At 52.2% G+C, this 20,428-nt stretch carries 16 protein-coding genes; 10 read left to right on the forward strand and 6 right to left on the reverse strand.

The features are described from left to right. Window positions 1-192 precede the first annotated feature (192 nt). On the forward strand, window positions 193-1,416 hold the full coding sequence (locus NQ519_RS15530; RefSeq protein ID WP_019150247.1) for a site-specific integrase: 1,224 nt from the start codon (window positions 193-195) through the stop codon (window positions 1,414-1,416). Window positions 1,417-1,492: 76 nt separating this feature from the next. Here the strand turns inward: NQ519_RS15530 and NQ519_RS15535 are convergent, their stop codons facing one another. Together NQ519_RS15535 and NQ519_RS15540 are read right to left on the reverse strand one after the other, a co-directional pair. Then, window positions 1,493-1,777 carry a helix-turn-helix domain-containing protein gene (locus NQ519_RS15535; protein ID WP_227901071.1) on the reverse strand — a complete coding sequence of 95 codons (285 nt, stop codon included), beginning with the start codon at window positions 1,775-1,777 and terminating at the stop codon, window positions 1,493-1,495. 22 nt (window positions 1,778-1,799) lie between these two features. Further along, complete coding sequence (locus NQ519_RS15540) at window positions 1,800-1,967, reverse strand: helix-turn-helix domain-containing protein (protein WP_044118606.1); 168 nt, start codon at window positions 1,965-1,967, stop codon at window positions 1,800-1,802. 1,183 nt (window positions 1,968-3,150) lie between these two features. Here NQ519_RS15540 and NQ519_RS15545 point away from each other — a divergent pair. The 3 genes from NQ519_RS15545 (at window position 3,151) to NQ519_RS15555 (ending at window position 6,312) form a co-directional block, all read left to right on the forward strand. After that, a complete protein-coding gene (locus NQ519_RS15545; RefSeq protein ID WP_019150245.1) occupies window positions 3,151-3,507 on the forward strand; it encodes a plasmid mobilization protein in 357 nt (118 codons plus the stop codon). A gap of 2 nt (window positions 3,508-3,509) precedes the next feature. Further along, complete coding sequence (locus NQ519_RS15550) at window positions 3,510-4,940, forward strand: relaxase/mobilization nuclease domain-containing protein (RefSeq protein WP_019150244.1); 1,431 nt, start codon at window positions 3,510-3,512, stop codon at window positions 4,938-4,940. Between the two features lie 163 nt (window positions 4,941-5,103). Continuing rightward, complete coding sequence (locus NQ519_RS15555; protein WP_227901070.1) at window positions 5,104-6,312, forward strand: ATP-dependent nuclease; 1,209 nt, start codon at window positions 5,104-5,106, stop codon at window positions 6,310-6,312. A gap of 1 nt (window position 6,313) precedes the next feature. Here NQ519_RS15555 and NQ519_RS15560 read toward each other — a convergent pair whose 3' ends face one another. Then, entirely contained in the window at window positions 6,314-7,291 is a 978-nt protein-coding gene (locus NQ519_RS15560) for an IS982 family transposase (protein WP_009598283.1), read from the reverse strand. Window positions 7,292-7,682: 391 nt separating this feature from the next. Between NQ519_RS15560 and NQ519_RS15565 the strand changes: the two genes are divergently transcribed. Continuing rightward, window positions 7,683-7,973 carry a hypothetical protein gene (locus NQ519_RS15565; RefSeq protein ID WP_147513156.1) on the forward strand — a complete coding sequence of 97 codons (291 nt, stop codon included), beginning with the start codon at window positions 7,683-7,685 and terminating at the stop codon, window positions 7,971-7,973. A 59-nt stretch (window positions 7,974-8,032) separates the two neighbouring features. On the opposite strand, the gene NQ519_RS15570 is transcribed toward NQ519_RS15565, so the two are convergent. Together NQ519_RS15570 and NQ519_RS15575 are read right to left on the reverse strand one after the other, a co-directional pair. Beyond that, the gene (locus tag NQ519_RS15570) at window positions 8,033-9,313 is read right to left on the reverse strand and encodes an AbiH family protein (protein ID WP_019150241.1); all 1,281 of its coding nucleotides are present in this window, start codon (window positions 9,311-9,313) and stop codon (window positions 8,033-8,035) included. Between the two features lie 12 nt (window positions 9,314-9,325). Next, on the reverse strand, window positions 9,326-10,228 hold the full coding sequence (locus tag NQ519_RS15575) for a HEPN domain-containing protein (RefSeq protein WP_019150240.1): 903 nt from the start codon (window positions 10,226-10,228) through the stop codon (window positions 9,326-9,328). A gap of 702 nt (window positions 10,229-10,930) precedes the next feature. Here NQ519_RS15575 and NQ519_RS15580 point away from each other — a divergent pair. Together NQ519_RS15580 and NQ519_RS15585 are read left to right on the forward strand one after the other, a co-directional pair. Further along, on the forward strand, window positions 10,931-11,896 hold the full coding sequence (locus tag NQ519_RS15580; protein WP_019150239.1) for a hypothetical protein: 966 nt from the start codon (window positions 10,931-10,933) through the stop codon (window positions 11,894-11,896). Window positions 11,897-12,340: 444 nt separating this feature from the next. Beyond that, window positions 12,341-13,702, forward strand: a complete 1,362-nt coding sequence (locus NQ519_RS15585; protein WP_019150238.1) for an MATE family efflux transporter — start codon at window positions 12,341-12,343, stop codon at window positions 13,700-13,702. A gap of 16 nt (window positions 13,703-13,718) precedes the next feature. Here the strand turns inward: NQ519_RS15585 and NQ519_RS15590 are convergent, their stop codons facing one another. Next, entirely contained in the window at window positions 13,719-14,537 is an 819-nt protein-coding gene (locus NQ519_RS15590; protein ID WP_083870968.1) for a helix-turn-helix domain-containing protein, read from the reverse strand. A gap of 145 nt (window positions 14,538-14,682) precedes the next feature. Between NQ519_RS15590 and NQ519_RS15595 the strand changes: the two genes are divergently transcribed. The 3 genes from NQ519_RS15595 to NQ519_RS15605 are packed head-to-tail and all read left to right on the forward strand — an operon-like array spanning window position 14,683 to window position 20,350. Next, a complete protein-coding gene (locus NQ519_RS15595) occupies window positions 14,683-15,798 on the forward strand; it encodes an efflux RND transporter periplasmic adaptor subunit (protein WP_044118603.1) in 1,116 nt (371 codons plus the stop codon). Continuing rightward, window positions 15,795-18,980, forward strand: coding sequence for an efflux RND transporter permease subunit (locus NQ519_RS15600; RefSeq protein WP_019150235.1), 3,186 nt, complete (start codon window positions 15,795-15,797; stop codon window positions 18,978-18,980). Before NQ519_RS15595 ends, NQ519_RS15600 begins: the two co-directional genes overlap by 4 nt. Further along, entirely contained in the window at window positions 18,980-20,350 is a 1,371-nt protein-coding gene (locus NQ519_RS15605) for a TolC family protein (protein ID WP_019150234.1), read from the forward strand. The genes NQ519_RS15600 and NQ519_RS15605 overlap by 1 nt, the downstream gene beginning before the upstream one ends. The last annotated feature ends 78 nt before the right edge of the window (window positions 20,351-20,428 follow it).

The following is a 20,428-nucleotide window of genomic DNA, read 5'->3' on the forward strand; positions in this document are numbered from 1 at the left end:
GTAAGGTTTTTTCGTTTTCAGGTCGAAGCTGAAAAAAGCAACGGAATGCAGGTTTTTACGACCTTATCGGTGACCTGTTTCGCTCACACCTAAAATAGGTCACTAATGTAAGTTATTGCATTAATTATCAGCTTTTTGCCCCGCAACAATTCTATGCTGTAAACGTATTACTCACAAACCATTTACAGCAGTATGGAAAGAAAGACTTTTAACGTGGTTTTCTTCTGCAAGAAGACCAAAGTAACGAAAAAGGGTAAGGCTCCGATCTATGTGCGCATCAAGACCTGCGGCACGGCTACGGAGATTTACACGCGATGCCAAATCGAACCGGAGCGTTGGAACCAACGGCTTGAACGGTCTCTCTATAAGGACGAGATAGACCAACAGATCAACAGCATCGTCGCCAGCTACCGGGCCAATGTCCTCGCGGCCTATGACCAGTTAATCAAGGAGGGCAAAGAGGCGACGTGCTTTGCTATCAAACACCGGCTTGAAAACCCCGCGGGCAATGCACGTCTGTTTCTTGCCGAGTTCGGGAAGTATTGCGACAAACGGCAGAAAGAGGTCGGAACACGTATCACCCAACTCACGGCGAACAAGTATCACCGCCTGCTTCGCTACCTGAAAGAGTATATGCAGGCGCAGTATAAAAAGGAAGATATTCCGCTGGACAGGGTGAATTACGAATACCTCGACGGACTGAACACCTTTATCCAGACGGCCCATAACTGCAAGACCAACGGTGCGGTCAATCTGTTGTGTTGCCTGAAAAACTTTATGCTGTACGCTATCCGCAACGAGTGGATCGAAAAGAATCCGTTTCAGTACTACAAACTGAAACCCGAACACAACAAGTCGAAAGACCATCTGACCAAAGCGGAATTGGATGTTTTGATAACCAAACCGATGCCCAACGAGCGGATAGAACGCATCCGGGACGTGTTCGCGTTCTGCTGTCTGACGGGACTTGCCTTTACGGATGCCGACCACCTGCGCCCGGAACATATCAGCGCGGATGATAGCGGGCAGTTGTGGATTCACAAGCCCCGCGAGAAAACCGCCGTAATGAGCCGCATCCCTTTGTTGCCGCACCCGGTGAAACTTCTGCGAAAGTACGAACACGACCCGAATTGCAGACAGCGCGGAAAGATGCTGCCCGTACCGAGCAATTCGAAGATGAACGCCTATCTGAAAGAACTGGCGGGCATCTGCAATATCGACAAGACGCTGACGACGCACGTCGCCCGGCATACGTTCGCCTGCCTTGCCGTGGAGTATGGGATGCCGATAGATGTGCTGGCGAAGATTTTAGGCCATACCAATACGAATATGACCCGGCATTACGCGAAATTCTCGGAGGGCTTGATCGGCCGGGAGATGCAGAAGATCGGCAGTATCTTCGCTAATCCGGCATGATAATACACGAAGAAAGGCGGGGCGCACGGGATTCGGAATGATCCCTGATGCGCCCCGCCTTTTCATTTACACCAACCTAAAATGGGTCTTGAGCAGGTCTGTAATTCTTTGTCAGCGTTTCCCGAATCGCTGATTCGGGATAGAGGATGTTACGCTCGCTTATTGCGACAAACGGTATCTGCCGCGTATCGCGGAGCGTCTGCAAGGTTCGGGGAGAGATGTGCAGCAGATCGCAAACCTCGCTGCCCGTCAGGTTGTTCTCCGCCCCGACCGGAGGATGATAGTTCTTATCGGCCAGTTGCAGGGTTTCTTCGGCCCGGTCGATCATAGCGAGCAACTCCCGGACTTCCTCGCTCTCCATCGTTAAATAGTCCGATTTCATGTTACACCCCTTTTCTGATTGTCCGCGTCCGCAGAAACCCGGTTACATCAGCTTCCCGGTAGAAGAACTTACCGCCGACATTCGAATAGGGCAGTACCCGCTTGTCGCGGTAGCTTTGGAGCGTGCGTTTGGAAATCCGCAATCGCTGACAAACCTCCGCCCCGTCCAGTCAGCCGTCGGGCGACGGCGGGTTATAACGCTTCCCGGTTCGTTGTGATTGAGCAGCCAATGTTTTCAGCCGTTCCGTGAGCGCTTTTCATACGCGCTCGTCCATACAAATACTTGTCATAAAAATTTGAATTAAATAGGTTAATAATAAATTTCATTTGCAAGGTAATACCGAACCGAAGGTTTCCGGATATATGGCCGCTCCATGCCGCCCAGACCGTCTGCCTTCGATGCTCCTGCAAATCCGACGGCAATATAAGGGACGCCCCGTTGTTTTGATGCTGTTTACGCCCTCGTTCTCCCTCAATCGCCCTAATTGGCCCCATGAATCGGGCGGATTCCGCAGCATAACTCCCCGGACTCTCTCCTCGGTACTCCTGCAAACTTGGCGGCAAGATAAGGGCAGCGTCCCGACTTGGTGCTGTCCGGGGAGTGAACGGTTATGAACGGTGCTAATTGACCCCGAAAACCGGACAAAATCAGCCGCAGTTTCGGGGTATCAGTGCCAAAATCAAACATCCGGAGGTTTTGTCCATACTACGGAGCAGTTCCGCGCAGCAGGGCGCAATAATATCAGGCATGTAACAGATTGGAAAATTGTGTATTATCTTCGCCGCAAATCTTAAAATCCGACACATTTATGACTACCCGAACCATCCATTCCACTCCGGCGATCTTCCGCCCGTCGTGAAGAGCCGCCCGCCCTGAAATCAGCTCTCCGATCTCCCGCCTTTCGGGGTACTGACTTTCCCGCTCTGTCCGCCTGCGCCTTTGCGTGAGCGTCGATGCGATACGTCCCGCCTTTGCCGCCCTAAGCCTCCGCCGACTATATCCGGCGGGTCTTGCGGGCCAGCTTCGGCGTGCCGTGTCCGGGGCTTCGGCCCCGGCATCGACCGCTCCCGAAACGGGAGGAAGCAAGGTTGTGTTTTCGTGCCACAAAAATCCGTCTCCGACGTTTTTTGCGACCACTTCAAACAACCTTGCTCTGCGAGGCCATCCCATTCGGACTGCTCCCGGTGCGGGTCGCATTCCGAAACGCCCGCCGCTCCCTGCGGTCGCCGCGGGCTTGGGATTCGGGGCGTCTGCGACGCGGGTTTACAACCGTGCCCGCTTCACGGGTTTTACCCGGTCATCCGGCAGCGGTCGGACGTGCGGCCATGCGCTGAACTAACACGGGTTCGCACATGGCCGAGAACCGAAAGAACAAGGGCGGCAGACCGCCCAAAACCGCCGCCGCAAAACACTCCGAAACCGTCCGTTTCCGCGTAACGGCCGCCCAGATGCAAACCCTGCAACAAAGCGCAGCGAAAAGCAGGCTGACCCTGTCGGAATACGCCCGGCAAATGGTGCTTGCCGGAAAAGTCATCGCCCCGGCCAGCCCCGAAGAACTGGGCCTGATTGCCGAGCTGACCCGCGAGAAGAACAACCTGAATCAACTTGCCAAAGTCCAGAACGCCGCAGGAGCCGCAACGCGGGAAGCGGAACTGATCCGGATCATCCGGTTTTACAATCGGATGATTGCCAAACTGAAAAGAGAGTAGCAATGATAGGAAAAATCGTAACGGGCAAATCGTTCGGCGGAGCCGTCGAGTATGTCCTCAGGAAAGAGAAAGTCCGCCTGCTGGATAGCGACGGGGTAGATACCGAAAGCATCCGGTCGATAATCGACGACTTCAATTTCCAGCGCAAGGCCCGCCGGGAGATCGCAAAGGTCGTGGGGCATATCTCGCTCTCGTTCCACCGGGACGATGCGCCGACGCTGACCGACGATCGGATGCGGGAACTGGCGGCGGCCTACATGGTGTGCATGGGAATCGCCGATACGCAGTATATCGTCGCCCGGCACAACGACACGGAACATCCCCACCTGCATATTATCTACAACCGGGTGAAATACGACCGGACGCTTGTGGCGGATAAGAACGAACGCCGCCGGAACGTCAAAGTCTGCAAACAGCTTAAACGCCGATACGGGCTGACATTCTCCAACGGCAGGCAGAACATAAAGACCGAACGGCTCCACGGCCCCGACAGAGTGCGGCAGGAGGTGTTCGACGCCATAACCCGCATCCTGCCCAAATGCGACCGGATCGCCGACCTGTCGGCCAAGCTGAAACGGCAGAGGATCGGCATGCAGTTCATCCACCGGGGCAACGACCCGAAGAAAGCGGTTCAGGGCGTAACCTTTACCAAAGACGGACTGACATTCAAAGGCTCGCAGGTAGACCGCAAATTTAGCTATGCCGGATTGTCGAAGACGATCCGCGAACGGGTCGAGACGTTGGCACGGGAAGCGGCCGACGAGGAGATCAAATACATGCGGGAAAGACGGCGGGAGCAGGAACGCAACACAACGCCGAAGCCGCGGAAAGAAGAAAAGCCGCAACCGCCGCAGGTCAAACGGGAAGAAGCGCCCCGCCTGCAACCTGCTACACAACAGCCGGAGCAAAGGCAATCAGCCCCGGCCATGCCGCAACCCTCCGCACCGCAGCAGGTCGAAATCGGCGGTACACGATTTACGCAGGAGCAATGGCGGAAGTTGCAGGAGAACCGGACGCTGCGGATAATCGTTCGCCGCAGCGATGCAAATATGCTGCGCGAATACTGGTTCGACAATGCAGGAGGGGTGCAATACACCCTTATCGCCCTGCGGCGCAGGGATGAAGCCTTTATCCGTGAATTGGTTACGGCGATAAAAGGCTGTCGGCTGACGGTGCAGGAACAGAAACAGTTGTATTCCGAGCAGGGGTTGATTAAGGCGTTCCGCAAGCAGGACGGAACGGTTTACCGATCCCGGTTCGGGGTGGAATCAAAGCCCGGACAGAAAGATATGCTGACCGAGTGCGTATTATCCGTGCAACAGCTGCAAGAGGTGAAGCCCGACACAAAGCCGCAGATGAAACCGGGACAGCAACAAAAACCGAGGCCGCAGGTCAAAACCTATTCACCGAGAAAACGGAGAAAAATATTATAATAATCATAAAATGCTGAGGGATGCAAATTATTTTACGTAAAAAATATCTTAGAACGCTACGATATATGATCTGGGGGTAAATGTTTATCTTTCGCATCATATCATTTTGTGTATTTGTATTTTTTATTATATTTTTGTTATAATCTTAAACAATTATTTACCCATGACGAATATCCTAAATCTACAGATTCAGAATTTGAGAGGCATTAAATCATTAACTATTGATTTAAACCTTAAGCCTGGAATTTATGCTATTACAGGTAAAAATGCAACAGGAAAGAGTACAATTATGGCTGCAATATCAACTATTTTTTATAGAAATACGATACATATGTATTTTCAAAGTAGCACTGCAGACTCTATTATTGAATGTAAATGTGACGATAAAGTATTAAAAATTACTAGACGAGATGAATCTCATTGGAATTTTGATGGTGATTTTGATTTGCATGGATTTTATGAGGGTAGTATTATTCACGGCAATAGATTTAGAGATACAAATTATTCTGCTTTAAATAATGCATTAAAAGTTACTATTGAGGATTTAACATTAGCAGATCCTTTTGTTAAAGAACATTTAGGCATTATTCTTCAGAATGATGCTAAATTCTATTCGTCGCTATATCGACTAAAAAGTAATAATAGTCGTTTTAAAAATAAATTTAAAGGTGGGTCACCATATTTCATTAAAGATGGTGATGAATTGATCAGTCAATTTAGTCTAAGTACTGGTGAAAATTTATTAATCCCATTATTGCATTCTATACACTACCAACTTGTGAAAAAAGCGCGAGAAGCTGGGTTTATTGTTCTTTTAGATGAAATAGAGTTGGCTTTACACCCGCAAGCATTGGTAAGATTGATCCAATTTCTTGAACAAATGTCTAGAGATCGAGGAATTGCTATTTATTTTTCGACTCACTCAACTGATTTAATTAAACATATAGCTCCTGCAAATATCTATTATCTACAAAAACATCCAAATGGAAGTGTTGAAGTTGTAAATCCATGCTATCCTTGTTATGCAACACGTAATATTTCCATGTTTGATGGATATGATTTACTCATTTTAGTTGAAGATAATCTTGCAAAAGGTATTGTAGAATGGGTGCAAAGAAAATATAATTTATGCAAATCTAAACTTATTTGCATTGTTCCCTGTGGCGGTTGGGAAAATACCCTTGCATTACAGTCAGAAATGTTCCATTCAGGGTTGCTAGGATATAATAAATCTATTATCAGTATTTTAGATGGTGATATAGCAGATGTATGCAATGAAAAATACATCCGAAAAGGGAAATATAAAGATTTGAATATTGCTTTTACCCCCATATCAAGCATTGAAAAATTCTTACTTGAACCCGTTGGTTGAATTAAAATAAAGCATCTTTAACAAGACCAATTTTACGATGGTTACAGAAGTTGATGTATTGCAGCACGGTCATAGCAGCGATTTTTGCGGCAGTACGTGTAAACAGTCCGCCTGTCTGCTTTGCATAATTGCGTACCATCATGAATTGGTCGTTAAGTTGAGAGAAAACGGTTTCGATTCGCTTCCTGAAACGCCTGTAAGCCCACGAAGGATTTCTCCAATTCTTTTGGTTCAAGCGATACGGGACTTCAAGCTTGATATGAGCCGTTTCGAAAAGGTCTTGTTGCACCTCAGCACTTAAATACCCCTTATCTCCAAGCATAAGACAGTCGTGATAATCCCACTTTGCATCATCCAGATAATGTATATCATGAACATTTGCAGCCGTTATATCATAAGAGTGAATAACACCACTTATTCCACAGATAGCGTGGAGCTTATACCCATAGTAATACATTTGTTGGGAGGCGCAAAAGCCTTTGGAAGGTGCGCTTTGCGGATTATCATTTCCCATAACGCAACGCTTGGCTCGTGCCAGCTGGCATACTTTGACAGGCTTGGAGTCTATCACAAAGACATTTTCCCCACCGTCTATGCTCTTGGCAATATCCCTGCGGATGTCTTCTGCAAGACAAGCCGTGAGTTTGCGACGGACGTTGAACTGTCTTCTGGATATAAGGTTAGGGATATGTTCGGGAGATTCAGCCAATCTCTTAAAGAGGTTGTTCTCGCTGTCATAACCGAATGCTTCGGCTGTAAGAGAAAGAGCTATAACTTCCAAATCAGAAAAGGTGGGAATAACTCCACGGCGAGATACATTGCCATGTTCATTTACACGATTTCCTGCAAATTTCTTGCAGATGTCGTTGATTTTTGTGAATTTTTCGATGAAGTTGTGCATACGACGGTTTGAACTCAATAGTTTGGATGCTATTAAGTTACTAAAAACCAGAAATATGCACAACCTTTCATTTGTCATTTTACTAACTTTTTAATTCAACCAACGGGTTACTAACTAAGAATTTCTATCATCTGTTATAATGAATCAGTATTCGCGCAGCATATTTGCATCGCTGCGGCGAACGCTTATTCGCAGCGTCCGGTTCTCCTGCAACTGCCGCCATTGCTCCTGCGTCAATCGCGTACCGCCGATTTCGACCTGCTGCGGCGCGCCTATCTAGAAGTCCGCTATAACAAATAGAATTTCATCGTCACCAAAGCCGACATCGACGCCCTCATCTCCAAGATCGAACTACTCCGCGATCTCACAAAAAAATATGCGCAAAGCAACTGGTTCTACAATGCAGGAGGGTTGCAATACACCCTTATCGCCCTGCGGCGCAGGAATGAAGCCTTTACACGTCTTGGTTATGGCAATCAAAGGCTGTCGGCTGACGGTGCAGGAACAGAAACAGTTGTATTCCGAACAGGGGTTGATTAAGGCGTTCCGCAAGCAGGACGGAACGGTTTACTGCTCCCGGTTCGGGGTGGAACCAAAGCCCGGACAGAAAGATATGCTGACCGAGTGCGTATTATCCGTGCAACAGCCGCAAGAGGTGAAACCCGACACAAGGCCGCTGGTGAAACCGGAACAGCAACAGAAAGAACGGCCGCAGGTCAGAAGCTACCCGACGAGAAAACGAGGACGGGGAATTCGTTAATGCAATGAACTCCTTGTTTTTGCTCTATCGACAGATTGTTTGATTTTTATGATAAAATTCTAAGTTAAAACTTCTTGATTGGTAATAGGAACTAATGGCGAACAATCCTCCCAATTTACTACCGTATCACGCATTCTTGCTTTGTCGTTGAAGTTACGGGAGATATTCCGTATTATATTGCTGTAATCATCTTTACCGGCTTCTATTTGGTGATAAAAGACCTTAACAGACACGCAATTATCATGTTCGAAAAGTGTGTTTAGCAAAGTCCGGTCGGAATTGCCGCAGGAATGCCCCATTACAAACACTTGATATAGCCCAGAGTGTATGAAATCTAATAATCGTCGATAGTTTCTTGTCTTATGATAGTTGATCGACTTGATATTCTCTAAAAAATCATTGTCCTGCAATTTTTCGATTGTCTTATAGTCATCATCCAACTCATCGCCATATCCAAAAATTATGGGATTATTTTTATTGTTCAGCTCTCCGTGGATATTGATAACTTCATAAGCTCCACCTTTAACATATAATTTTTCAGCTGTATTGGTGTAGTTGAAATTTAGTAATAATATCTTGTCAGGCACAAAGTCCGTGCCCATTGACTGCCTGATTTTTTTTCTCTCGATTTCCTTTACTGTTTCAAGCATATGTGGATAATATGTTTGTGGGTGTGTAGAAACAGGTTGATGAGATAGAGCAGATTCTACAACCGACTCTCGAAACAAGTCGCTTTTAGTAACCGCTATATTATCAAGACTTATTTTCGACTTAAACACATCTGTAATCGACTCTTTTGCCTCGATTACGGATTTGGATACCTCCGTAAGATATTTTTCCAGAAGTCCTTTAACAGCATCAAATTCTTTATTAAGTTTCTTGACACTTATGCTTCGCGTTTGAGCATCTTCCACTAAAAGCAATTTCTTTAATGCTTCATAATATTCATTTTCAATGTCAACCCAATTTACTAACGAACACTGATTCGATATATGCTCAAAGAAGTTATTTTTGAATTTTAACTCGGCGGAAAACGGTCGTTTATTACTCTTGTTCAATTTGTTGATAGATGAGCATAATACACCATATCGATTATGGGATTCACAAGATGAAATAACTCTGTCCGGGATCGAGGCTTTCCCATTGTATATTCGAATACTGATTAAATTGTCATTATAGGAATCTGGGATAGTTACAACCGATTTTCTGAAATAGTCCACATATTTATCATAGGTTGTAACGGCAACCTCACCCCAATACGAATCGATAAAATCCTTATAGCCAGTCTTCAAGCCATGCGCTAAGTCAAAACCATTACCTATAAGTATAATTCTATTCATAAAAAATGATTTCTACCGATGGGACGATCCTGCAAAACTGCAATATTCGGCGATCCGCTCTTTGCAGACCTTTTCCACAATGTCGCGCAATAGTTCGATCTTGGGGACGAGGGCGTCGATGTCGGCTTTGGTGACGATGAAGTTCTTTTTGTTGTAGCGTGCCTCCAGATAGGCGCGGCGCAGCAGGTCGAACAGGCGTTTTTCTTCGTCCGTGTCGCAGGGGAATACCTTTGCCAGTTCCAGCGTATAGGGCTTGCACTTCTCGATCAGGAATTGCAGGTCGTGTTCTTTATAACCGTAAAGAATATAAACCAACGGGATAGTTTTTAGAAAACTTTCTGTTGCTTGGTGCAACATGAAAGCAGTCATGTGATAATTTTCCTCTTGGTAGTAAAAATTTGCTCCTTTAAAGAAATCAAGGCCATCGGAAAACTTATCATCATAATACTCTTCCGCCATTTTCTTTATCTCGGCATAATCCAACTCTCCGGGTGTGGCTAACTGACATTCGCCCGAATCGTAGAGCATGATTCCCTTTGCGACGATCTCGACGTAGAAATAACGTCCCATCGTCAGGGCGTCGTTCAGCTTGGAGATGCTTTCGTTGATAATCTGGGGTCGGGGCAGGTTCTCGTCGTTCTTCCCGGCTGCAAACCGCTCCCTTATGCGGGCCTCTACCGTGCTTTCCCGTTCTCCCAGCCGACGCTTGGTAACGACCAGCAGATCGTAGTCGCTCATGTAGATTGTCCGCACGCCATAGTCGCGCCGTTCGTCGCGTTCGACATAGGTATTCGCCGCATAACTTCCGTATAGGATAATCATAACGACATCTTTCACCTCGTCGCGGATCAGTGCGGCCAATTCGCGTAAATCCCGCTGTTTGCGTTCGGGCAGAAAGTCGATGGAGTTCTTCATACCCACAAAATTAGCAAGATTTTTCCAAAAACACACGGCCCGTTGGTATTAGATTCGAAATTGTTCGTATATTTGTTTCACGATTCCTTGAAGCAGTTTCGTTGTATAGGGGCGGCAGAAGCCGTCCGGGAACAAACTGGCAAGCAACTACTATGCAAACTTTAAGGAATTATCTCGACTCGGCATAGCCGACGGACATAACATATAAAGGGTAAACAACTCTTTATACTCTTTGCAAACTTGGGAGCCTCTTCGGAGGTTGTTTAATTCGGGTATAATAGTTGTCAGTCCTTGTTATGTCCTGCCCTTTACGGGCGGGGCAGACAAGGGCGCAGGACAGCTTCCGAATTAAGGTTCCCAAGACCTGCGAAGAGGGCTGCAAATGCGCCCCTTTTTTATTTCCATCCGGGGCGCCTCACCACAACTCAACCCCGGTATTATGTCACGGCAAATCAATCGAAAAGAGGCGTTTTTGGCATCCGTCGGCCCTTGGTCGGCGGGCATTTCCGTGTCTGCCGGGGGCTTCACAAGGACGGCGGACATGGCCCTGAAATCTGGTAGTAACACGCAAGTAATCCCGTGCCCGGCCGTCCTTTTTATTTTGCGGATGCGGGCGGCCGAAACGAATTCTTCAATCTGTGAAGTTGCGTCACTTGATTGTTTCGGCTCCGCATCCGCTTTTTAATCCGACAACCACAAACTATGGAACCAGCCTTTACCCTCGGCATCCTGTACGGCTGCGGCTGCGGTTTCCGCACGGCGCAGTATTTCGAACAACTCGCCGCATACTATCTGAAATCCATGTCGCGCGTCCGGGTGCTGATCGCCCTGACGGGCAAAGCCGAGCGGTCGGTTGCGTCCTGCCTTTTGGAACAACGGGCGAAGCACTCCGGGTTGGAGGTAGCCGTCGTGCTGACGGCCCGGCAATGGCGGGAATATCTGCAAAACGTTTCGTACGGCAAAGCCGCCGAATGCAACCCGATTATCGACGCGGCGGATCGTCGGGAGGTGATGGAGCGGTGCGCGGAGCGTTTTTCGCCCCCGGATCTGTTCCGGCTGTTTATCGAGCGTTGCGACCTGCTTGTTTTTCAAGAACACCATGCCGGGGCGCAGATGGTCGGACTGCTGCGCGAACTGCTGACGGATATGGCCGTGCCGCTGCCCGTGCAATACGAACTGCTCCATCCCGGCTATGCGAGCCTGCATTATCCGGCCGACCGGAAGCAGTACCGAATATACGGAGGCCCTTATTACGATCCCTATCAGGAGATTCGGCAAAGCGTTGCCTACCTGCGGCGCAACAATTTCGTGATCCGGGCGGAACACCTGCCGACGGTCTTCGTGCGCAAATGGCGGTCCGAGCCGCCGCCGGGGTGGTATCATTACCTGACGACCCCGGACGATACGGACCTGATATTCCGCCTGCGGGAAACGCCGCGCCACGATCACCTTTCGCTCAAGGTGTTCGCATACGCCTATGCCGTAAGGCATGATATGTGGGCGGGAGGCCGGGCAACCCCGTCGGGGGCCGACGCGATAAGACGGTTCCGGCAATTCCGGCAACTGTTGGAGATCATAGCCGCCCGGCGGGAAGCGGGGGAGCGGGTGGAATCGTTCGACCTGATGGATTTCGACGGGTACGATAAATTACTCCGCCAACGCATATAGAATAAAAGATTTGTTTTTGTCTAAAAGATTGTGTATCTTTGTATTGACGCATAGAAATGCAGCAAGGTGCAAAAGGTGAGCTACTTATCGGTGACCTGAAAAACCAAAGAACGCCGTAACATATTGATACATAACGGAAAGAAACCCAAGGTTCGGTTTCCGTTTTCCGCTCACGAAAATCAACGAAGTGCGATTGATTCGCACTTCGTTGATTTTTTATTTACACACAATTTGCACACAACATGCGGATAAGTCAAGATAAAAAGAGAATCCAACATTTGATTATTTATGGGAAACATCCTACTTTTGCAACGTAAAAACAAAAAAGGAGTTTTGTAATCCTCATCGGAGGGCAAAGTTATAAAATGCCGGATAAGATGACTGGGTAAAACCAATCACTTATCCGGCATTTTTTGTCGTGCAGGAATATTAAAATTATGGAATATGAAAAGAGATGCCATTGATTTAGGAAATGCAAATGTGTTCAAGTTATTTAACCGATATTTCATTCCCACATTGCTGGGAATGCTTTGTATGTCGGCAGTAACGGCTATCGACGGTATTTTCGTAGGACATGGTGTCGGAAGCGACGGCATTGCCGCCATCAACATCTGTATTCCTCTATTGATGTTCTTCACGGGTGTGGGACTGATGGTCGGTGCCGGATGCTCCGTGGTCGCGTCCATACACATATCGCGTGGCAAGGAAAAAATAGCGAGAATGAATGTAACGCAAGCCTTGCTGTTTGCCACGCTGGTAACGTCGGTGCCATCGATCATCATCCTGTTGTTTCCCGATGCTACGGGCCGTCTGCTCGGTTCGTCAGAGCATCTGTTGCCATTTGTAAAAGACTATTTGCGGTGGTTCGTGCCTTCGCTGCTGTTCCAGATATGGGTTTCCATTGCGCTTTTTGTTATTCGGCTGGACGGTGCGCCACGATTGGCGATGTGGTGCAACATTATTCCGGCAGCTGTCAATATCGTATTGGACTGGCTGTTCGTGTTCCCATTGGGATTAGGGGTGATGGGTGCTGCGGCGGCTACGACAATAAGTCTGTTTATCGGAGGGTGCATCAGCATGGGTTATCTGCTCTTTCGCGCCAGACATTTGCGGCCTGTCATGCCCAAATGGAGCCGAAAAAGTTTGCGTCTGTCGCTGCGCAACATCGGTTACCAGTGCCGCATCGGTTCATCGGCACTACTAGGAGAAAGTACTATGGCCATATTGATGTTCATTGGCAATCAGGTATTCATGCGCTATCTGGGCGATGATGGCGTGGGCGCATTCGGCATCACATGCTACTATACCCCCTTTGTTTTCATGGTAGGTAATGCCATCGCCCAATCCGCACAACCTATTATCAGTTATAACTTCGGCGCCGGACTGCACAATCGTGTAGCGGCGACAGAGCGCATCGCCTTGCTCACTGCCATAGCATGCGGGACGGTGGTTACACTGCTTTTTACATACTGTCCGCAATATTTGGTCGGTCTGTTTATAGACCCTACGGTTCCTGCGGCACGAATCGCCATCAACGGGTTCCCGCTTTTCTCAACTGCGTTTGTCTTCTTCATTCTGAATCTGACCGCCGTAGGATACTATCAAAGCGTAGAGCGCATTCGCCCGGCCACCGCTTTTGCCTTGCTGCGCGGTATGCTCTTCCTCGTTCCGAGTTTTGTACTACTACCCAAAGTATTAGGCATTGAAGGCATCTGGTTGGCCTTGTCGCTTTCGGAGGCTACAACTACGATCTGTATCGCCGTGTTTTACCTCTACCCAAAAAGACGAAGCAAAGTGAAAAAATAATATACCAATATACCTCTTACCGTTTCCGAAACTCGCTGGGTGTCATGCCCGTATGACGGCGGAAATAGCGCCCCAGATAGGAGGTCGAATCGAAGTGGAACATGTTGGCGATCTCCTTGATCGTCATGTCCGTCGAGGTGAGCAGATGCTTGATCTCCATCACGATCTGCCAGTCGATGAGCTGCTTGGGAGTCGCCTCCGTGATTCGGGCGGTTATCTTCGAAAGGTAGTAGGGTGTGATGCAGAGCTTGTCGGCATAGAATTTCACCTCGTGCTGCGAATAGCAGTTCTCCGTCACCAGTTTGCAGAAGCAGTTGAAAAGGCGGCGCGAAGAGGGGATGGATTCGATATTCCCGGGCGGGGCATCGAAAACCAGCTTGACCTCCATTGCGAGAAACAGATTTTGCAGCTGATTCCGTATCATCATACGGGCCGACTTCGCGGCCGAGCATTGCGCGCAATGGTCGATATGGGCGTTCCATGTCTCCGACAATATCCGGTCCTCCCCGGTGGTCGGCAATATCGGCTGGTTGTAGATGCGTTCGAAAAATACCGACGAGAGAGGCAGGATGACTTCATCGGTGAGCGCGGAGGAAATTTCGATCAGCCGCACCCGAAAATCGCCGCCGGTTCCGTGTACGACGAACAGCGTGTCGGGAAAGATGACCGCAATGTCGCCGCGACGGAACACCCGTCGTTCGAGATTGGCCGAAACGATCGCCCGGCCTTGCAGGCAAAAGAGCAGCAAGCACCCCTTTGTCCGAATCGCGGAGCCGAGCGACCCGCTCAAATCCGACACTCCGATTCTATACTCCGCCTCCCGGTTTCGCTCCATAGTTTTTATTTTTCACGTACAAAGATAGCACAATTCGGCGAAACGACCCGATGTTGTTTCCAAAAGTCTCCTTGTTGTTTGGATTTGTATGCCGTCCGAACGTCGGGGAAACCGTAATTTTGCCCCGGAAAAACAAAAAGCAACCATGAAACAGAAACTATCGGGTGCGGCACTCTTATTGGCCGCGTGTATGGGATCGTGCCGGGAGGCCGCCGCTCCGCAGCAGCAGGTCGGCTATTCGGTGCTAACGGTCGAACCGACGAACGTAACGCTTACCGAATCCTACTCCGCCTCGGTGCGCGGACGGCAGGACATCGAAATCTATCCGCAGGTATCGGGAACGATTCAGCGCGTCTGCGTCAAAGAGGGCGAAAAAGTGCAACGCGGGCAATCGCTCTTCGTCATCGACCGGGTGCCCTACGAAGCGGCCCTGCGCACGGCCGTGGCCAATGTCCACGCCGCCGAAGCGCAGGTCGAAACGGCGCGAATCACTTACGAAAGCAAGCAGGAACTGTTCCGGCGGAATGTCGTTTCGGAGTTCGACCTTTCGACCGCCCGCAACGCGCTGGCCGTTGCCGAAGCCTCGCTCGAGCAGGCGCGGGCCGAGGAGACCAACGCCCGCAACAGCCTCTCCTATACGGAGGTGAAGAGTCCGGCCGACGGCGTGGTCGGCACGATTCCCTACCGGGTGGGCGCACTGGTCGGTCCGACGTCGGCACAGCCCCTCACGACCGTGGCCGACAATTCGGAGATGTACGTCTACTTCTCGATGTCCGAAAACCGCTTGCAGGAACTGGTCATGCGCTACGGTTCGCTCGACCGGACGCTCGAAGAGATGCCCACCGTGCAGCTGCGGCTGAACGACGGAAGCATTTATGCCGAGGAGGGGCGCATCGAAAGCATCAGCGGCGTGCTGAACCCCGAAACGGGCAGCGGATCGCTGCGCGCCGTATTCCCCAACCCGAACCGAGTGCTGTTCAGCGGCGGCACGGGCAACGTGGTGATTCCGCAGCAGGTGGAAAATGCCATTTCGATTCCGCAGGAAGCGACCTATGAATTGCAGGACAAAATCTTCGTCTATCGCGTCATCGACGGCCGGGCCGTCGCCACGCGCGTGGAGGTCAGCCCGATACACGACGGCGTGAACTACACCGTGACGAAAGGTCTCTCGGCAGGCGACCGGATCGTCACGACGGGCGTGGGCCTGCTCAACGACGGAGACGAAATCACGATAACCGATAACGCGGGAGGTGAGGTATGAATCTGCGATTTTTCATAGACCGTCCGGTCTTCTCGATCGTCATCTCCGTGACGATCGTCCTGCTGGGCATCATCGCCCTGACGACCCTTTCGGTCGAACAGTATCCCGACATTGCGCCGCCGACGGTACAGGTGACGACCTCCTATCCCGGAGCCAACGCCGAGACGGTGCAGAAGGCCGTCATCGTGCCGCTCGAAGAGGCGATCAACGGGGTCGAGAATATGTCGTACATCCACTCCGAAGCCTCCAACACGGGCGAGGTGACGGTGAACGTCTATTTCCGTCAGGGCGTCGATGCCGACATGGCCGCCGTGAACGTGCAGAACCGCGTGTCGAAGGCACAGGGCCTGCTGCCCGCCGAGGTGACGAAAATCGGCGTGCAGACCCTCAAGCAACAGAAGTCGCTGCTGAAGGTGGTGGCTTTGTACAGCCCCGATGACTCGTACGACATGCAGTTCATCAACAACTACATGAAGATCAACGTCGAGCCGCGCATGAAGCGTATCGCGGGAGTGGGGGAGTTCAACGTGCTGGCGTCGAACTACTCGATGCGCATCTGGCTCAAACCCGATGTCATGGCGCAGTACAAGCTGATACCCTCCGACGTGACTGCCGCCCTCGAAAAGCAGAACCTCGAATCGGCGACGGGCGCATTCGGCGAGAACCACGCGAACGCCTACGAATATACGATCAAATGGAGCGGCCGTCTTTCGACACCCGAGCAGTTCGAGCAGATCGTCATCCGCTCGCTGCCGAACGGCGATATTCTGCGTCTGAAGGACATCGCCCGCGTGGAGATGGGCGACGAGGCATACACCTATCGGGCCCTCACGGACGGACATGCCGGCTGTATCGGCGAGGCGTACCAGAGCGCAGGGTCGAACGCCACGGAGGTGGTGGAGAACATCGACGCCCTCATTGCCGAGCTGACCGAGGAGCTGCCCGACGGGCTGACGTTCGCCGACCTGCTGAGCGTCAACCGTTTCCTCTACGCCTCGATGGAGAACGTCCTGTGGACGCTCGTCGAAGCGATTCTGCTGGTCGTGCTGGTGGTCTATGTCTTCTTACAGGACATCCGTTCGACGCTGATTCCGACCATCGCCATCGTCGTCTCGCTGGTCGGCACGTTCGCCGTCATGTCGCTGCTGGGATTCTCGATCAACCTCTTAACGTTGTTCGCCCTCGTGCTGGCCATCGGTACGGTGGTCGATAACGCCATCGTGGTGGTCGAGGCCGTGCAGGCGCATTTCGACGTGGGCTACAAATCGGCCTACATGGCCACGAACGACGCCATGCAGGGCATCACGGGCGCGATCATCACCTCGACGCTAGTTTTCATGGCCGTCTTCATTCCCGTTTCGATGATGGGCGGCACGTCGGGTGTCTTCTACACGCAGTTCGGCATCACGATGGCCGTTGCCGTCGGTCTTTCGGCCGTCAACGCCCTGACGCTTTCGCCCGCGCTGTGCGCCCTGATGCTGCAACCCTATGTGGACGAGGAGGGCAACGTGCGCAAGAACTTCGCCGCGCGGTTCCGCAAGGCATTCAACGCCGCCTTCTCGGTCATGGTGCAGCGCTATGTGCGCGGCGTCATCTGGTTCGTGCGCCACCGCTTCGTGGCGTGGGGAATGCTCGCAGCGGCCGTCGTGCTGCTCGTCGTCCTGATGAAGAACACGCAGACGGGACTGGTTCCCGACGAGGACACCGGATCGGTCATGGTCAGCGTCACCACCAAGCCCGGCACGTCGCTCTACGCCACGACCCGCGTGCTGTCGCAGCTCGAAAAGGAGATTCAGCAAATGCCGCAGGTCGAGCACTACGCCACCGTGAGCGGCTATTCGTTCAGCGGTTCGGGTGCGAGCGCGGGCATGATCATCCTTTCGCTCCGCGACTGGTCGGAACGCTCCGGCGAGGGCGACGACGTGCAGTCGGTCATCGACCGCATCAACGCGCTCTCGACCAGGATTCCCGATGCGCAGATCTTCGCTGCGGCACCGCCCATGATTACGGGTTACGGCATGGTGAACGGCTTCGAGCTGCACGTGCAGGACAAGGCGGGCAAACCCGTCGCCGAGTTGGACGAGGCCACGCGCGGATTCATCGCGGCACTCTCCGCGCGTCCCGAAATCGGTGCGGCTTATTCGTCGTTCTCGTCGGGATACCCGCAATATACGCTCGACATCGACGCCGCGCGGTGCGAGCGGTCGGGCATCTCGCCGTCGGACGTGCTGGCAACCATATCGGGCTATTACGGAGGACAATACGTCTCGAACTTCAACCGTTTCTCGAAGCTCTACCGCGTGATGATCCAGGCCGACCCGTCGTACCGCGTGACGCCCGAGTCGCTGAACCACATCTACGTCCGCACATCCAACGGCGAAATGGCCCCGGTCGGGCAGTTCGCGCGGCTGACCAAGACCTACGGCCCCCAGTCGCTCAACCGTTTCAACCTCTACGGCTCGATCGCCGTGAACGGCGCGGCAGCCGACGGCTACTCGTCGGGCGATGCCATCCGCGCCATCGGCGAGACGGCGGCCGCGGCGCTGCCCAAAGGGTACAGCTACGAGTTCGGCGGCATCACGCGCGAGGAAAGCACCTCGACGAGCAACACGGTCGTGATTTTCGCCATCTGCTTCGTGCTGGTCTACCTGATTCTGAGCGCGCTGTACGAAAGTTTCCTTATCCCGCTGGCCGTCGTGCTGTCGCTGCCGTTCGGGCTGTTCGGCTCGTTCCTCTTCGCGCAGCTGATGGGACTGGAGAACAACATCTACATGCAAACGGGTATCATCATGCTGATCGGTCTGCTGGCCAAAACGGCGATTCTCATTACCGAATACGCCGTCAAACGCCGCGAGGCAGGCATGTCGCTCATCCAGGCCGCTGTCGGGGCTGCGAAAGTGCGTCTGCGCCCAATTCTGATGACCGCCCTGACGATGATCTTCGGTCTGCTGCCGCTGATGGTATCGACGGGCGTCGGCGCCAACGGCAACCGCACGCTCGGTTCGGGAGCCGTCGGAGGCATGCTCGTAGGAACGCTCGCCCTGCTGTTCATCGTGCCCGTGCTGTTCGTCGCTTTCCAATGGTTGCAGGAGAAGATTCGCCCCATGCAGTTCGAGCGGGCCGGCGAGTGGTCGATACGGGCCGAAATGGAGGATTTGCAAAACCGGAAAGAGGAGAAGTAATGAAAAAGATCATATTCATCGGAATCGCCGCATCGCTGTTCACGGCCTGCGGCATCTACAAACCCTACACCCGCCCCGAAGTGCGGACCGACGACCTCTACGGCGCAGAGTATGCGACAGCCGACACTGCATCCATTGCCGACATCGGGTGGCGCGAGCTATTCACCGACCGACTGCTGCAACGATTGATCGACACGGCGCTGGTTCACAACACCGATTTGCAGGTGGCGCGGCTGCGCATCACGGAGGCCGAAGCGACATTGAAAGCGGCGCGGCTGGCCTATCTGCCGTCGTTCAGCTTCGCGCCGACGGGCGGTACGAGCAGCTTCGACGGCGCGAAAGCCGCGTGGACGTACAACGTTCCCGTCACGGCGAGCTGGGAGGTCGATATTTTCAGTCGCCTGACCAACGCCAAACGACGTTCGCGTGCGGCTTTGCTGCAAAGCGAAGCCTACTGCGATGCGGTGCAGACGCAACTGATAGCCAATGTGGCCGACTACTACTATCGGTTGCTGAGCCTCGACGCGCAGGTGGCCGTCACGGAGCAAGCCGTGGAGCGTTACCGGGAACAGGTGCACGTCATGCGGGCGTTGAAAGCGGCCGGCAATGCCAATGAAGCCGCCGTCGTCCAGACCGAAGCGACGCTCTATGCCGCCGAAACATCGCTGCACGATCTGCGCAACTCGATCCGGCAAACGGAAAATTCGCTGACGCTTTTGCTGGGCGACACGCCGCATACGATCGAACGCAGCTGGCTGGAGGTGCAGTCGGTTCCGACGGAACTGGCCGTCGGCGTTCCGCTGCAACTTTTGGCCCGCCGTCCGGATATTCGCCAGAGCGAGCAGGCGCTCGTGCAGGCATACTATGCGACGGCCGAGGTCCGGGCCGCACTCTATCCGTCGCTGACGCTGAGCGGCTCGGCCGGCTGGACGAACAGCGCGGGGGCTATCGTCGCCAATCCGGGAAAACTGTTGCTCTCGGCGGCAGGTTCGCTGCTGCAACCGATTTTCAATGCGGGCCAGAACCGCGCCCGCGTGAAGATTGCCAAGGCGCAGCAGGAGGAGGCGCGCCTTGCGTTCCAGCAAGCCCTGCTCAACGCCGGCGCGGAGGTGAACAACGCCTTGACGCAGGTACAAACCGCACGCGCCAAAACGGACACCCGCCGCGAACAGCTCCGCTCGCTCGAACGGGCGGTCGAGAGTACGCAGCTCCTGATGCGGCACGGTTCGACGACCTATCTCGAAGTGCTGACGGCACAACAAGCCCTGCTTTCGGCCCGGCTCTCCGCCATCGCCGACCGCCTCTCCGAATTGCAGGGCATCGTCTCGCTCTACCATGCGTTGGGCGGAGAAAATAGATTATCTAAATAAGATAAATTTCCTCTATCTTGAATCCAAAATCAACGAGGTGCTGGAACGAAACTATTATAAGCCAAGTCTGTGAATGAA

Origin of the sequence: Alistipes senegalensis JC50 (genome assembly GCF_025145645.1) — a bacterium.
In the GTDB taxonomy this organism is placed as follows: domain Bacteria; phylum Bacteroidota; class Bacteroidia; order Bacteroidales; family Rikenellaceae; genus Alistipes; species Alistipes senegalensis.

Bases quoted from the DNA above. Each gene is read 5' to 3' on its own strand.
- NQ519_RS15530 (WP_019150247.1), top strand. From the start codon at position 193: ATGGAAAGAAAGACTTTTAACGTGGTTTTCTTCTGCAAGAAGACCAAA.
- NQ519_RS15535 (WP_227901071.1), bottom strand. From the start codon at position 1,777: ATGGAGAGCGAGGAAGTCCGGGAGTTGCTCGCTATGATCGACCGGGCC.
- NQ519_RS15545 (WP_019150245.1), top strand. From the start codon at position 3,151: ATGGCCGAGAACCGAAAGAACAAGGGCGGCAGACCGCCCAAAACCGCC.
- NQ519_RS15550 (WP_019150244.1), top strand. From the start codon at position 3,510: ATGATAGGAAAAATCGTAACGGGCAAATCGTTCGGCGGAGCCGTCGAG.
- NQ519_RS15555 (WP_227901070.1), top strand. From the start codon at position 5,104: ATGACGAATATCCTAAATCTACAGATTCAGAATTTGAGAGGCATTAAA.
- NQ519_RS15560 (WP_009598283.1), bottom strand. From the start codon at position 7,291: ATGACAAATGAAAGGTTGTGCATATTTCTGGTTTTTAGTAACTTAATA.
- NQ519_RS15565 (WP_147513156.1), top strand. From the start codon at position 7,683: ATGGCAATCAAAGGCTGTCGGCTGACGGTGCAGGAACAGAAACAGTTG.
- NQ519_RS15570 (WP_019150241.1), bottom strand. From the start codon at position 9,313: ATGAATAGAATTATACTTATAGGTAATGGTTTTGACTTAGCGCATGGC.
- NQ519_RS15575 (WP_019150240.1), bottom strand. From the start codon at position 10,228: ATGAAGAACTCCATCGACTTTCTGCCCGAACGCAAACAGCGGGATTTA.
- NQ519_RS15580 (WP_019150239.1), top strand. From the start codon at position 10,931: ATGGAACCAGCCTTTACCCTCGGCATCCTGTACGGCTGCGGCTGCGGT.
- NQ519_RS15585 (WP_019150238.1), top strand. From the start codon at position 12,341: ATGAAAAGAGATGCCATTGATTTAGGAAATGCAAATGTGTTCAAGTTA.
- NQ519_RS15590 (WP_083870968.1), bottom strand. From the start codon at position 14,537: ATGGAGCGAAACCGGGAGGCGGAGTATAGAATCGGAGTGTCGGATTTG.
- NQ519_RS15595 (WP_044118603.1), top strand. From the start codon at position 14,683: ATGAAACAGAAACTATCGGGTGCGGCACTCTTATTGGCCGCGTGTATG.
- NQ519_RS15600 (WP_019150235.1), top strand. From the start codon at position 15,795: ATGAATCTGCGATTTTTCATAGACCGTCCGGTCTTCTCGATCGTCATC.
- NQ519_RS15605 (WP_019150234.1), top strand. From the start codon at position 18,980: ATGAAAAAGATCATATTCATCGGAATCGCCGCATCGCTGTTCACGGCC.